This is a genomic window from Paenibacillus polymyxa, from assembly GCF_015710975.1.
Taxonomy (GTDB): Bacteria; Bacillota; Bacilli; order Paenibacillales; family Paenibacillaceae; genus Paenibacillus; species Paenibacillus polymyxa.
This window is the reverse complement of sequence record NZ_CP049783.1, coordinates 4,957,235-4,973,155: the sequence shown is the minus strand read 5'-3', so window position 1 is coordinate 4,973,155 and position 15,921 is coordinate 4,957,235. Positions and strand designations below refer to the sequence as shown.

10 protein-coding genes are annotated in these 15,921 nt (G+C 39.3%); 9 read left to right on the top strand and 1 reads right to left on the bottom strand.

Translation table 11 applies throughout. From position 1 onward, the window contains the following. The first annotated feature begins 1,228 nt into the window (after positions 1–1,228). From G7035_RS22785 to G7035_RS22770, 4 genes are all read left to right on the top strand, one after another. Complete coding sequence (locus G7035_RS22785) at positions 1,229–3,178, top strand: non-ribosomal peptide synthetase (protein WP_019687277.1); 1,950 nt, start codon at positions 1,229–1,231, stop codon at positions 3,176–3,178. Between the two features lie 550 nt (positions 3,179–3,728). Then, positions 3,729–5,636 carry a carbohydrate-binding protein gene (locus G7035_RS22780; RefSeq protein ID WP_019687278.1) on the top strand — a complete coding sequence of 636 codons (1,908 nt, stop codon included), beginning with the start codon at positions 3,729–3,731 and terminating at the stop codon, positions 5,634–5,636. A 197-nt stretch (positions 5,637–5,833) separates the two neighbouring features. Further along, positions 5,834–6,547, top strand: a complete 714-nt coding sequence (bglS, locus tag G7035_RS22775; RefSeq protein WP_017426919.1) for a beta-glucanase — start codon at positions 5,834–5,836, stop codon at positions 6,545–6,547. 383 nt (positions 6,548–6,930) lie between these two features. Further along, on the top strand, positions 6,931–7,563 hold the full coding sequence (locus tag G7035_RS22770) for a GNAT family N-acetyltransferase (protein ID WP_019687279.1): 633 nt from the start codon (positions 6,931–6,933) through the stop codon (positions 7,561–7,563). A 22-nt stretch (positions 7,564–7,585) separates the two neighbouring features. Here the strand turns inward: G7035_RS22770 and G7035_RS22765 are convergent, their stop codons facing one another. Beyond that, positions 7,586–8,395, bottom strand: coding sequence for a MerR family transcriptional regulator (locus G7035_RS22765; protein WP_019687280.1), 810 nt, complete (start codon positions 8,393–8,395; stop codon positions 7,586–7,588). 340 nt (positions 8,396–8,735) lie between these two features. Between G7035_RS22765 and G7035_RS22760 the strand changes: the two genes are divergently transcribed. The 5 genes from G7035_RS22760 to G7035_RS22740 all read left to right on the top strand — a co-directional run bounded on the left by G7035_RS22760 (position 8,736) and on the right by G7035_RS22740 (position 15,911). After that, positions 8,736–9,476 (top strand): LytR/AlgR family response regulator transcription factor, encoded by a 741-nt coding sequence (locus tag G7035_RS22760; protein ID WP_019687281.1) that lies wholly within the window; start codon positions 8,736–8,738, stop codon positions 9,474–9,476. A gap of 1 nt (position 9,477) precedes the next feature. Continuing rightward, positions 9,478–10,779, top strand: a complete 1,302-nt coding sequence (locus G7035_RS22755) for an ATP-binding protein (RefSeq protein WP_019687282.1) — start codon at positions 9,478–9,480, stop codon at positions 10,777–10,779. Between the two features lie 123 nt (positions 10,780–10,902). Continuing rightward, the gene (locus tag G7035_RS22750) at positions 10,903–12,945 is read left to right on the top strand and encodes a serine hydrolase domain-containing protein (protein ID WP_019687283.1); all 2,043 of its coding nucleotides are present in this window, start codon (positions 10,903–10,905) and stop codon (positions 12,943–12,945) included. A gap of 546 nt (positions 12,946–13,491) precedes the next feature. Then, positions 13,492–14,475 carry a LacI family DNA-binding transcriptional regulator gene (locus G7035_RS22745; protein WP_029515032.1) on the top strand — a complete coding sequence of 328 codons (984 nt, stop codon included), beginning with the start codon at positions 13,492–13,494 and terminating at the stop codon, positions 14,473–14,475. Between the two features lie 200 nt (positions 14,476–14,675). Further along, positions 14,676–15,911, top strand: coding sequence for an MFS transporter (locus tag G7035_RS22740; RefSeq protein WP_019687285.1), 1,236 nt, complete (start codon positions 14,676–14,678; stop codon positions 15,909–15,911). Positions 15,912–15,921 lie beyond the last annotated feature (10 nt).

Below are 15,921 nucleotides of genomic sequence, written 5' to 3'. Positions count from 1 at the left end.
TCAATTTGGAACTTATGTCCCATGTTAATCGGTTTTAAAGTTTGTATATTTAAAATAGCTAGAAAGTATTGGGAGTAAAGAAGATATATAAGGATTTACTGCTATATTATGGACAGAAAGAGGGTGTTAGAAATTTTTATGGCGACTCGGTCGTGTCTTGGCTTTTGAAAATCGTGATCCAATCTGACTGAGAAGACCCAGTTATTTTGTTTCACCGGACATGAGAGCATTGCCTAAAATGGCTTCATAAGTACATAAGCTGTTTTCTTTTGTAGACACTGTAGGGAGCACTGACTGTATCCAAAAATCATGGCAGTTGTATAAACAAGACTGCAAGATTATCTGTCCATAGCATCATTCCGGTAAATCTGTCCCATATCTTCCGTATTCCAAAGACAAATCCTATTTATTCAGATTAACCTTTCACCGAAGAGCTTCATTTGATGCAGAAAACACCTGAAGAAGTACTGTAAAATGCACGGTTAGTTCAAATGATTATGCCCGTTTGTGCACAGATTTTGAGGAGTGCGAAACGTTTCCTAGCAGCGTGGAAACTTCGCTAGCTCTTTCGATGACCGTCGCTTTTTTATCCATGTACAAAATCAGGAAGTCATAAGCGCAATCGTGAGTTTTTGCCCCCTTCAACCTAGAATTACGCTCCTAACCACGGTGCAGTAGCTCATGTGTCTCATAGCATCAATACCCTCAAGCCAAGATTTAGACAGCACACATCACGACACACTACGTTGTTAACATTGCGGCAACCGTTCTACAACCCACCACCAAGATGCACTCACAGCATAATTCAAAAATGTTCCCATTCCATGCACATATTCATACATCCAGAGTCAGAGTTTTTTCACCATGTCTGCCCGACTAAAAAAGCTTGCACTGCGAAAGTGTGAGCGAAGAAAAGAAGATGTACTTGTTTTGATCAAAACCAGCTTCTCGAAGCTCCGGGGGCTGAAGGGTACCAGCTTCCTGATAGGAGAAGGAGAAACGGTAACGATTGTCGTCGCGTGCCGTGGCGGCAAAAGCATAATTATCAAACTGCTACAACAAATATGCACACTCAGATCTTAATGGTATATCAGGAGTGGTCGCTTTTTACTGACTTCTATTGGCAATTTAATACCGGAGAAAAGGCTCGCATGACCGTTCCTTGCCAAGGGAGGTCATTTAAGCAGAGTTACTTTTACCCATATCTATTTTGCGAGGAGAGATACGTATGACTCAGCACAATGTTCAATTGTTTACATTAAGCCAGCCACAGCAACGTATTTGGTACACGGAGCTTGTGTATCCCAATCGCAACACATCTACGATTATTACCACTGTTAAAATCAAGGGAACGGTTCGCATAGATGCATTGCAGGAGGCAATGAACCGGGTGGTTGCACAAAACGATTCTTTTCGTATCAAAATCACGGTTCGGGACGGCATTCCCTATCAATATGTTGAGCCGTTTGCTGCTCAAAGCATAGAAACCCTTCAGGTTACTCCAGAGGAAGCTGAGCTATGGGTGAGTCATCATAATGCCCAGCCGTTCCCCTTACTGGATTCGCAGTTGTATCGATTTGTTATTTTGCAGCTGGGGGCAGAAGACACCTGGTTTAGTTTCAAGATGCATCATATTATTTCTGACGGCGTTACCATGGAGCAGGCCATTAATGAAATTACGGGGAACTATATGAATATTGTACATGGTACAGGTTCAGATACGCCGGTCCCAGCGAACTCATATCTCGATTTTATTCAGACGGAGCAAAGCTATGAGCAATCAGAACGCTACCAAAAGGACAAGGTGTACTGGACGGAGAAATTTGCCGACTTGCCGGAGGTTACAGGTTTAAAGTCTTACAATCCGCTCACGATAAGCACGGCTGCACACCGAGAGGTTTATACACTGGAGCACGAATTATATCGTGGTGTCACGGCTTTTTGCGAGGCGCATAACATCAGTATTTTTACATTTTTCCTGGCCGCATTGTATATTTTTTTACATAAAACGACAGGTGAACAAGATTTAACCGTTGGTACATTGTATGCTAACCGCACGTTAAAGAAGGAAAAAAATACAATGGGCATGTTCGTCAGCACTGTGGCTACACGTCTGCAAGTTGAGCCGGAATCCGAGTTGCTCACTTTTCTACACGGTGTTGGCAAGGAGCAGGCGTCCATTTTGCGGCATCAGCGTTATCCGTATAACAAAATCATGCAGGATTTGCGTGAACAGCAAAGCGGCACGGATATTGGCCGCTTGTTTGGCGTTACCATTCAGTACCGTACGCTGAGCTTCTCTCGTTTTGATGAAGCCATTCAGCAGGTACATACTGATTTCTGCGGAGATACGGTGAGCGACTTCGATATTGCCATGATAGACATGCTGGATGACGATAAACTTGTATTGCAACTGGATTATCGGACTGAGCTGTTCAGCGAGCAGGAGATCGCCCGAATTATTCGCCAATTCGTGAGTGTGGTAGAGCATATGGTGAAAGGGCCACAGAAGCGGATTCAGGAGTTGTCACTGATGAGTGACGAAGAGCGGACACAAATTATGGATGTATTTAATGCGACAGCTGTCCCCTTTCCACACGATGTGGGTATTCATGAGCTATTCGAGGAACAGGCAGAACGTTCGCCGGATCAGACAGCGGTTGTATTTGGAAATCAGAGTCTAACTTATCGGGAACTGAATGAACGATCGAATTCATTGGCACGAATCCTTCAAGTACAGGGAGTAGGACCTGACAAGCTGGTTGGCCTGATGGTACAACGCTCAGTGGAAATGATTGTAGGTCTGCTGGCCGTTCTAAAAGCAGGCGGAGCTTATGTGCCGATTGATCCCGAATTTCCGTCATCTCGTATTGAATACATGATGGAAGACAGCAAAGCGGCAGTGCTTCTGACCAGTCGTGATCTGGCAGAAGAGCACCCTTGCCATGCCAATGCTATATTTCTTGAGGATGCAGCATTGTATCAGGGAGAAAGCAGCAACCTGCAGGCGATTGCTCGCCCAGAGCATTTGGCCTACGTCATCTATACTTCTGGATCAACCGGAAATCCAAAAGGAGTTATGCTCCAGCATGGCTCGGTCCTCAACTTTAGCCTTAATCAAGGTTGTAAATCGACGCTGTCCAACAGAGGAGATCGCCCGATTTTAGAAATAACCTAACTCAACTTTCGGTGGGCCAAGCCTAGATTGTGATGTATTTAGCGGGTGGCTTTTGCTCAATAGCCCTAACAGACAGTCTGCCTTTAATTTGCTCGCCTACAATCAAACTCAACCCATTCAGGGCAAATATTATACTTAAACGGTTACGGAAAAACGTCAGTATTTCACAGAGCAAATCGGTAGGTTACATCCCTTTTGGTGTGCTCTTTTAAATTAGAATGATATTGTTATATTTGATAGAGTATGGTATGATCATTCCAAATAAATCCATTATTATGAATCGAATTACATATTAGTACTTAATATTTTATATTCTATACTTTATTCAATTAATACTGAAGTTCACAGCATAAGGACAGAGATAAGTAAGTATTGACTTCTCTTGTAGGGCGTTTCCAAACAATGATTTGTAAGCGGTTTCAAATTATTTCTATCCCTTACCACTCTTTATGTCAGTTCTCCTTGCGGGTAAAGGTCTGAGCATATTCTTAAGTTTGATAAATTTACGGATAGCTCAGCTTTAGACCATATAAAAAACGGAGGTTATGTTATGATTAGAAAATGTCTAGTTTTATTTCTTTCCTTCGCTTTATTGCTCAGCGTCTTTCCCATGCTAAATGTAGATGCTGCCAATCGACCACTGGCAAAGATACCTGGAAATTCCAATCCTCTAATGGATCATAAATTGGGAGCTGATCCCTATTCATTGGTGTATGATGGAAGAGTGTATATTTTCATGTCAAGTGATACGTACGTGTATAACAAGGATGGATCGATTAAAGAAAACGACTTCAGTGCGCTGGATCGTATCCAGGTCATATCCTCTACAGACATGGTGAACTGGACGGATCACGGAACGATACCAGTCGCAGGTGCCAACAACAAAAACAGTGGAAGAGGCATTGCCAAATGGGCCTCTAACTCTTGGGCTCCAGCAGTTGCGCATAAAAAAATAAATGGCAGAGACAAGTTCTTTTTATATTTTGCCAATGGGGGAGCAGGTATTGGTGTCCTAACAGCAGACACGCCTATCGGACCTTGGACAGATCCCCTTGGCAAAGCGCTTGTGACACATAGTACACCTGGGATGGCTGGCGTGACTTGGCTTTTTGACCCGGCTGTACTGGTAGATGATGATGGCACGGGATACCTGTATAGCGGTGGCGGAATTCCTAATGAGTCGGATCCGGCTTCCATTGCAAATCCTAAAACCGCCAGAGTCATCAAATTAGGCGCAGATATGACCAGCGTTATTGGAAGCGCCACCACTATAGACGCTCCTTACCTGTTTGAAGATTCCGGTATTCATAAATATAACGGCAAATACTACTATTCGTACTGTATCAACTTTGCCGGAACACACCCTCAACAGTACCCTGCAGGTGAAATCGGTTATATGGTTAGCGACAACCCGATGGGTCCCTTCACTTATAAAGGTCATTTCCTAAAAAATCCGTATACGTTCTTCGGCGTTGGAGGCAACAACCACCATGCTGTATTTAATTTTAAGAATGAATGGTATGTCGTATACCATGCCCAAACGGTCAGCAAGGCTCAAATTGGAGCTGGAAAAGGCTATCGCTCTCCGCATATTAATAAGCTGGTGCACAAGGAGGACGGAAGCATCTCTGAGGTGCAAGGGAATATGACAGGAATCGCTCAGCTATCCAATATGAACCCATATACCAGAGTTGAAGCGGAGACCATTGCCTGGCAAGCAGGCGTTACGACCGAACCCACACAAGCCAGTGGCGGCCCGATTAGCAATCTGAATGTGACCAACATCCATAATGGGGACTGGATCGCTGTCGGGAAGGCTGATTTTGGCTCTGCTGGAGCGAAGACATTCAAAGCTAATGTGGCCACTAATGTCGGTGGCAACATTGAAGTACGGCTTGACAGTGAAACAGGTCCTCTAGTCGGCTCCTTGAAAGTACCTTCAACTGGAGGTATGCAGACCTGGAGAGAAGTAGAGACCACGATCAATAATGCAACGGGGGTTCACAACATCTATCTGGTGTTTACTGGGTCAGGCAGCGGCAATCTGTTGAATTTGGATGCCTGGCAGTTCACTCCCAACACGGGAGGGAATACGATAACCAAGGTTGAAGCCGAGAATATGAAGATTGGCGGCACTTATGCAGGCAAGATCAGTGCACCGTTCGACGGGGTCGCTTTGTATGCCAATGCTGACTATGTATCATATTCACAGTATTTTGCCAACTCTACGCATAATATCTCAGTGCGGGGGGCTTCAAGCAATGCTGGTACTGCCAAGGTGGACTTGGTTATTGGCGGAGTAACTGTAGGTTCCTTCAATTTCACGGGCAAAACGCCGACTGTACAAACCTTGTCCAATATTACTCACGCTACTGGAGATCAGGAGATCAAACTCGCCTTGACGAGTGATGACGGCACTTGGGATGCCTACGTGGATTTTATTGAATTTTCATTATGATCGCTCATATAAACAGTAGGTGTTTTGGAGCTTTTGCAAAATCGAGGGACCCGCCCTGTTATTCCAAGAGAACGCTATTAGCGGGTAAATGTCCAGGCAAGCTCTATTATTTGGTTTTCGGCAGATCATATTACGTTTGCTGGAAACCACATTCCACAACTTTCATTCATATTTGAAATTGTCCTTGGAGGTGTATGATGAAGAAGAAGTCTTGGTTTACGCTGATGATCACAGGTGTGATTTCTCTGTTTTTTTCGGTAAGCGCATTTGCGGGGAATGTGTTCTGGGAACCATTAAGTTATTTTAATTCAAGTACTTGGCAAAAGGCAGATGGGTACTCCAATGGGCAGATGTTCAATTGCACTTGGCGTGCCAACAATGTTAACTTTACGAATGATGGAAAGCTCAAGCTGAGTTTAACGAGTCCGGCGAACAACAAATTTGATTGTGGGGAGTACCGATCAACGAACAATTACGGATATGGCCTGTACGAGGTCAGCATGAAGCCTGCTAAAAATACGGGAATTGTCTCATCCTTTTTCACGTATACAGGACCTTCCCATGGCACGCAATGGGATGAAATAGATATCGAATTTTTAGGAAAGGACACGACAAAAGTACAGTTTAACTATTATACCAATGGAGTCGGTGGGCACGAGAAAATTATCAATCTTGGCTTTGATGCTTCAACGAGCTTCCATACCTATGCTTTCGATTGGCAGCCAGGGTATATTAAATGGTACGTTGACGGTGTTCTGAAACATACAGCAACCACGAATATTCCAAGTACGCCAGGCAAAATTATGATGAATTTATGGAATGGTACCGGAGTAGATAGCTGGTTAGGGTCATATAATGGAGCAAATCCGCTGTATGCCGAATATGACTGGGTAAAATATACGAGCAATTAGTATGATTACAGCAGAAGAGGCAGCCCTATAGGGCTGCTTTTGCCTGTCCAGGGAGAGATAGCTGAATAGACCCCGCTAGGGGATTTTTTAGTTAGCATAATGATGTTATGAAAAACTTCAAAAACAGAGCGATAGCGTATTAAACGCCCTTGGAACAGGTGCCAAACTGAATATCGACAATCGATGGCATCTGGCGTTGCTATCGTACCATCGTCACCAGGTTCCGAGCGGACCAAACTTCCCAGTTTAACATGACTATTAGCCGTCTATTCTTGTAAGTGAGCCCTGTTGAAAAAGACACTGCATTAAATACTTGACTCTCCCCATTAGGGGAGACATTAAACTCAGTTTGTAAGCTAATCGATTAAAAGGAGGAAGTCAAAATGAACTTAGTTATTAGAGACATTAGAAAAGAGGATATAGAACCTATTAAAGCGATTATCGCAGATACCTGGAACGCAAAGGATTTTATCGAGGATGACGGCATAATAAATGCAGCAGTTACAATGATGTTCATAAGTCCAATATTAAATAAAAGTACTTTTGGAAGAGTAGCTACATTAGATGGAGAAGTCATTGGTGTAATTTTTGGTTCAAGAGTTGGTGAAATAACATCTTATAGATTGTTACAAGAAGATTATACAAGTGAATTGCTACAACTCTTAAATCTAAATGACATCGAACGAAAAGTATTTGTTGAACTCACCTCTATGACTAATGAGGCATACAGCAAGTTAATTAGAGGAAAAGAAGATGAGTTTCAGGGGTGCTTAGAATTCTTTGCTGTTTCTGAAGGAGCTAGAGGAAAAAAGGTAGGGAAACAATTATTTAATGAGCTCATCTCTTACTTAAAAAATACAAAAACAAATAAAATTTATGTGTATACAGATACAATGAGTAACTATGGATTCTATGATCATAATGGATTTGTCCGTCTTGATGAAGAAGTAACTGTATTTAATCTACCTAACGGCAAACTCGAAAATACAAATTTTATTTATGAATACAAGCTATAAGCTAAAAGTCAGCCCACCTTATTTATAGGGTGGGCTTTAGACTAATTTGAAATTGAGAGAAATGATTATATTGATTAAAAACATCTGTCACTAGATAAAACATATAAACCTTATTACACGTCAAACTGTTTTTCTCCAAATATTCTTTTACTAATTGAAATGTTTCAATTTCAGTATCTCCCGTGCAATTAATAGTTAAATATTCTCCTTTTGATAATTTAGATACATTAAAGGTATCTTTAAGCAATCTATAATCATCTGATGTTATTAGACGAAATACATCACTGATTTTCCAATTATCATGGTGACATGAATAAATTAATCCATACTGAAACGTTTGGACTGCCAATTCGCCTAATTTTTCATCTAACTTATCGAATGACTTTATCTCATTAAGTTCTCCAACTTGAGTAGGTAAACTTAAAAAGTATCTGTCTTTAAATGTTTGAATATTAAATCCATTGTTCATGAGTCCATCTTCAGATGAATGGATAGCTGTCTTTAATATTTCTATTTGTTTATTAAGTTGCTCTAATTTCTTTATTTCTTTATGAATTTCTTCATTTTTCTGTTCCAAGTAAAATTTAAGGTAATTAGTATCGGCTTTAGCAAATAAAGCTTTAATTTCTTTGACACTTACATTACTTTGCTTGCAAATTTTTATAATATCCAGATAGATGAATTGATTAATTGTATAATAGCGATAACCGTTTTCGGGATTAGTGTATGCAGGTATTAACAAACCAATATTATGATAATAACGTAGGGCTTTTATCGTAACATTTTTTAATCTAGAAACTTCTCCAATTGAAAAATACCTTTTATTATCCATAAATTCCTCCAATAAGTCTTATGTATGAAAGTCGTTCTCCTGATACATCAATTCCTATCTTCCTAATAAATCACAAGTTGTGTTCTTATTCAACGGGTCAAAATAGTCAAAACAGTAGCAAACCTCATTCCAGCGACATCGTCCGCAAACCGACCAACCTACGCAAGCCCCCGATGGAAAAAAGGGAATGCCCAAGCATAAAGAACGAATAGCACACAATAAATCGCATTTAAGGGATTTGAATTTGCGTTTTATCCAAAAGTTATATATAGAATATTAAAATATTGTATACTGTTCAGACTATACTTCCTTGCAACATGTAATGGGAAAGGGGGCATTTATGTATAGAGTGGCTATTTGCGATGATGAGTACAAGCAAAGAGAGCTTGTTAAAAATATGCTGATCGCTTTATCAATCAAAACAAATATAGAATTTAAAGTTGAATTATTCGACTCAGGAGAACAACTAGTATCTCATTATCAAAACCATGAGTCTCCATTCCATATCTTAATATTGGATGTTGAAATGAATGGCATGAACGGAATTCAAACCGCCCGAAAAATAAGGAGTTTAAATCACCTAGATGAACAGATTGTTTTTTTAACGAGCTACCCTGAATATATGGTGGAAAGTTTTGACGTAGTTACATTTCAATATTTAATAAAACCGATTGCTCCCCATATCTTTGAGGAAAAAATAATAAAGCTGTGTCAATATTTTCAAGCTCTCGATAAAAAATTCGTTATCATCAAGTCAGCTTATGAGGAAGTGCTTTTAAAATATGATGATATCATTAGTATTGAAGTGGTCAAAAGCTTAACCATAAAAAATAAGCTGCATTTTGTAACCTCTACACAAACCTATGATAGCAAAGGGATTCTTTCTGATTATGCATCAGCATTAAAGGAACATAATTTTTTGCAAATTCATCGTTCGATTATTATAAATTTAATTCATGTCAAAAAATTTGCTGGCGGTGATGTTCTGATGTCAAATGATGTAAAGTTGCCTATTGGACGTTCTAAAATAAAAGAAGTTAAAGATTTGTATACCAAATTTATGATTATGAAGATGCATTAATATGATGGCATATAACTACCTGTTTCTTAACCTATGTGTCGTACTGGTGATGTGCTTTCAGGTCAATTTTTATTTCAACTCGGTTTTTGATAAGTCCAGTCGAAAGCCGAACAGAACGATGTATTTCATTATTTTCGGGTTGTTGAACTTCTTATATTTAACTGTCTATCTGACCCCTACGTTTTCCTCTATTTTGGCGTTATTTGTCATATTTAGCTTGGCTCAGTCTTATACCGTGGAAATAAAGACAAAGATCATTTTTTCCATTCTTTATGCTGTGTTGATCACCATCGTTAATCTTTTATCCCTGTATATTTTATATGCTGTAGACTCCGTTAAGATTAGCAACTATAGTCATTTGAGCGGACAGGATCACTTGATATTTTCTAAGGTTATGCTACTCAGCTGTATTATCATGTTTGCTGTCATTCAGATTATACGGCTATTCGCCAAACGCAGAACCTTCCCTTTGCAGCATCGTTACTATTTTTTATTTTTAATCGTTCCCATCATAAGTATATACCAGGTTAATGTTTTATCTGTTTATAGTGAAAAGAATATGTATTATTTTGGCTCTATTATTGGCTTTATTTCTTTAAATGTTTTTATTATATACATCTTCGATAATGTTATTGAAAAATTCCAGTTAATGCATGAAAATGCTCAACTACAACATCAGATGGACTACCAAGATGCTAACTACGAAAAAACGGTTCACAGCTTCAAAAATATAAAAAGAATCATTCATGATACACATCAACAGTTTTTGTATATTGACGAATGTATCAAGAGAAATGAATTAGCTGAGGCGAGTGAACATATTAAGATCACATTAAATAAAATCGAAGGAGCATATCAAAGGGTTAATACCGGTAATCTGGTTATAGATGCCCTTGTCACGAATAGTCTTAATATTGGACAAGCTAATGGCATAAAGGTAGATACCCAACTTAACTTATATTCACAGAAAGTAAATATTGAACGTTATGATTTATGTGTTGCTCTAGGGAATATGCTGGATAATGCCATAGAAGCATCTAAAAAGGTCAAGATTGCTGATGACAGGTACATTCTGATTAAAATACATTCCAATGAATCTGCGCTTTTCATTCACATTCTGAATCATGTGGAGAATGAAGTGGCTCATTTGCATAGTCAAAAATCAAACCTGGATGTTCATGGCATTGGCTTAACCAATATATCTAGAATATGTGATAAATACGGTGGGAATATGACCATTGAAACGAAAAATAAAGTATTCGATAATATGGTTTTATTACCATTTTATAAGGACATTCCTTAGACATCTTGTTGTTTAGGGATTGTTTTTTACGTTTAAGGGTGTTTTTTTATATAGAATCCTCGTTCGTTGTATGATCAGGTCAGTAATAAAGTCTGATGAAGCTATAAGAGGAGGAAATATGGAATGAAGAAAATAATAGCTGTGTTCGTTTCTGCTATGCTTTTTGTGCTGCCAATGACGAATACTTTTGCTCAAGGCACTCCTGAACCCATCAAGGAAAAGGCTCGCAGTCTGGCCTCAGAGCTGGTATCCAAATACGGTGCTAGCGGTGTGCAGTATGCCATTATGGACCATGGAAACATCGTATTATCGGATAGCGTGGGTGTAAAGAATAAAGCAACCAACGAGCCGATCACCAAAGATACGATGTTTGGTATAGGCTCTACAAGCAAAATGTATGTAGCTGCTGCAACGATGATGCTGGTGGATGCCCATAAGGTAGATATTGATCAGCCGCTCACAACATACATTAAGGACTTTACAATGGCCGATGAAAGGTACAAAAAAATTACACCGCGTATGCTGTTAAATCATTCGTCAGGCCTTTACGGTGCCCACTTAAAAAATAGTATGTTATTTAATGACAATGATACAAAAAATCATGATGAGCTCTTGCTAAGGTTGCAATCAGAAACTTTAAAATCAAACCCTGGCGAATATTCCGTATATACCAATGATGGATTTCAATTGCTCGAAATATTGGTTGAGCGGGTGAGCGGTCTAAGTTACACCGATTTCCTGGCAAAGCATATAAATACCCCTTTGGGTTTGAAATCTACCAAAACACCTCTCGATCAATTTGATAGACAACAGCTGTCCAAAACTTATTTTCCTGCGATTGAGGGGGCCTTACCGGTTGAAAATGCCAATGTCATCGGGACAGGGGGCTTATACTCCACCGCGGAAGAGGTGGTTATGTTTTCAGAAGTATTAACGGGGAACAAACCCGATATTTTATCTAAGCAATCAGCCAAGTCCATGCAAAGTCATGAATATCGAAATGGAGTATGGGTACCTGAAGAGACAAACAGCTTTAATTATGGACTTGGTTGGGATGCGGTTCAGTTGGCACCGTTTAGTGATTACGGAATAACTGCGTTATCTAAGGGTGGCGATACTGTTTTGTATCACTCTACTTTGATCACCATACCAGAGCATCATATTTCTATGGCTGTGCTTTCATCTGGAGGTTCTTCCATCCTGGATAGTATTTTTGCTTCTAATGTTTTATTGGAGCTTCTAAAAGACAAGGGCATCATTAAAGGCATTCTACCAGGTAAAACCTTTGAACCTCCTGTAAAAGTGGAAATGCCATCTGATTTACTTACTTATTCTGGATTATATGGAACTGTGGGTACAACCATCAATGTAGAAATTAAAAACGGAGAGCTTGAATTACCAGCTTTTCTGGATGGAATAGTCCCGGCGCAAAAATATGTGTATACAGGCAATGGAGAATTCAAAAGCAGTGATGGCAGTGTAGCCATAGGCTTTGACAAACAAAAAAATGGGAAAACGTATATTAAGGCTAACTTCTACGTAAACTTTCCGGGATTAGGTCAAATGGTTATGGTGACTTATGAATATCAAAAGCTGGATGCCAATCCTCTAAATACTACTGTTAAAAAGGCATGGGAACATAGAAACGGGAAAAATTATTACGCCCTGGATGAAAAGATATCTTCTATTTTTTATTTGGCCCCATCATTTATAACAAAAAAAATATCCGTTGATCATAATGGATACGCAAGTGGTACTAAAATTGTGGATGAGAATAAAGCCGTTAATGCTGTTGAGATTCCTGTTATGAGAGGAAGAGATGCATTTGATTTGAATTTTACTACTAAGGATGGTTCAGAGTATTTAACCATAGATGGACAGTCCTACATCAGTGAGGATGCTATTAAACCTGTCCTGGGCGGGAAATCAGTGTACACCATACCATCGAATGGTCAAGCCACATGGTTTAAAATAGATAAAAACGTAGCCCATAAAACGATGACCGTTGATGTTCCAACAAGTGGAGGGTTCGCTGTCTATGATGAAAACGGAACGGTTGTAGATTTTTCAACTGCCAGCCATAACAATTCGGTTGTGCTGCCCAAAGGTGGCTTGATCGTTTTGGGTGGCAATGCAGGGGATAGATTTATAATCAATTTGAATTAAGCGTGTAGCCGCTCCTGAAAAATTTAGGAGCGGCTATTATGATAGGATGAGTTCTTTATTTTGGATTGTGTTTTTTTTGTCCCTTTTGCAGTAACACTTACCCCCTCAAGGAAATTACTATATTATGTGATATACTTCATTCCAGGATTTCTGAGGGTTTTTTTTTTGTTTACTAATGTCCTGCGACAACGACTTTTACGAAATCACATGTGAGATTCTTTTCACTACGGTAAATTCACATATTAGTCCATATAAAATGAGAAAAATATCGGGGTGTATACACTTTAATAGATACATTTATCCATAAGTTTCTAGATGATATTTCAACCAAGTTTATTCACTACCTCATACATACTACATAGTGTATACAATATTCTCGAGGAGAGACAGGAACATATATTATTGAAATATGATGAATAATAATGGTTAAAATGATGTCATTGCATATACAGCGCGGAATGATGAAGACATGTTTTTTCACGTTTAACAATGTTAAAATAATAGAATAATTGGAGACTTGGCATGAAGAGAAGGCAGGTTGAATCAATGAAACCAAAACTTAACGATGTTGCACAATTAGCTGGAGTTTCACCGACTACGGTTTCTCGCGTACTTAATAATCGTGGCTATATCAGTCAAGAAACGAAGGATCAAGTTCATAAAGCGATGCAGGAGCTAAATTATTTTCCTAATGATGTAGCTCGGTCATTATTTACTAAACGGACAAATCTGATTGGATTAATCATTCCAACTACGAGCAACCCATTTTTCGGAGAGCTGACTTTCCATATAGAGAATATTTGTGCGTCATTAGGCTATAAGCTGTTGCTATGTAACAGCTTAAATCAGCTGGATAAAGAAGAGTCTTATGTAGATATGCTTATGCGAAATCAAGTTGACGGTATTATCGTCGGTACACACAACCGAGGTATCGTAAATTATGAACAGAAGAATATTGCAGTTATTGCGATCGACCGTTTCCTATCCGATTCAATCCCAGTTGTAGGATCGGATAATTATATGGGTGGAAAACTGGCATCAGAGCTGCTTATTGAAAAGGGGTGCAAGCATATCTTACACATAAATGGCCCTGTTGAATTGGAAACACCAGCAAGTTTAAGAAGAAAAGCATATGAAGATGTGATGGAGCAGTATAGTCGAGAGGCAATTACCTATGAAGTACATGATCCCTTTCACCAACAGAATCACGATGAACCGATTAAACGCTTGCTCGATGAACATCCTGAAGTAGATGGATTGTTCGCGAGTAATGACATGGTGGCAGCGTCTTTTATTGCTGAAGCAAGAAGAAGAGGAAAACGGGTTCCTGAAGATATCCGCGTAGTTGGATATGACGGAACAGAAACAACCCGCAATCTTCTCCCTGAATTGACAACCATTCAGCAACCAATACAGGAGATCGCGAGATCTTCCATAGAGTTACTTATTAAAGAAATTGAAGGTGGCTTCAGTGATGTCCCGCGAGAAACCTATCTACCCGTGAAACTCATTGAAGCTAGTACAGCTTAATACAATTCCCATAGTTTTCAGCATTGTGATATAAGATGGAGCTATCCTTATTAGAGTAATTGAAATCAAAGAGGAGAGCTCTTTTTCTTTCGAAAATATGTCAAGCGGTTGACATATGAAAGCGGTTGACATATAATCAGTCTGTAAATACGAAAGTGCTTTCATTTACATTAAATGTTCAACTAAGAGGAGCGTTCGATATGAGAAAGTCAAAGAGCATGTACTGGAAACTAAGTGCCTATTTCTTCTTTTTCTTCTTTACTTGGTCAGCAAGTTATTCATTGTTCTCCATCTGGCTAGGACAAGAAATCAGTCTAAATGGTGCTGAAACAGGTGTTATCTTTACTGTAAACGCTATCTTTGCGCTATGTATGCAACCGCTTTATGGCTATATATCTGATAAAATCGGATTGAAGAAGCATATTTTATTTCTAATCAGTTCTTTGCTCTTATTTGTTGGTCCTTTCTATATCTTTATCTATGGGCCGTTACTTCAATACAATGTATTTCTCGGCGCCATTGTAGGTGGCTTTTACTTGGGTATTGCTTTTTTGGCAGGGATCGGAGCTATTGAATCTTATGTCGAGAAAATCAGCCGAAAATATGAATTTGAATACGGGAAATCTCGTATGTGGGGCTCGCTAGGTTGGGCAGCAGCAACATTTTTCGCTGGTCAGCTCTTCAATATCAACCCTAACATTAACTTCTGGATTGCATCAGTATCTGCTGTCATTCTGTTTATCATTATGATGACAATTAAAGTTGAAATGACAGATTCCGAAATGGAGCGAGCAGAATCTGTTAACTTTAAGCAAATCGGCTATTTGTTTGCAAATAAGCAATTGTGGTTCTTCATTTTATATGTTCTTGGCGTTACCTGTATTTACAATGTGTATGACCAACAGTTCCCAAATTACTTTTCATCGACGTTCTCAACGGTTGCATTAGGCAATCAAGTTTATGGTTACTTAAATTCCCTACAAGTGTTCTTGGAAGCAGGCATGATGTTCTTAGCGCCTTTCATTGTCAACAAAATTGGAGCAAAAAAGGGTCTGATATTGGCAGGATTCTTGATGGCATTCCGGATCATGGGTTCAGGCTTAGTTATTGGACCTTATGGTATCTCAGCTATGAAATTGATTCACGCATTGGAACTGCCAATCATGCTGATTGCCGTATTTAAGTACTTGGCTGCTAATTTCGATACGCGTCTGTCTTCGATCTTGTATCTGGTGGGATTCCAGTTTATGAGTCAGGTAGGAGCTTCGATCTTCTCGCCAATCGCCGGTATGTCTTATGACATTAGAGGTTTTGCAAATACGTACGTGATTATGGGTGTATTCGTATTTGTCTTTACAACAATCTCAATCTTTACCTTAAAGAAAGAACCGAAAAATCTGGATCCCAAGCCTAACAAGCATATTGAAACAGCATAGGAGGAAGACA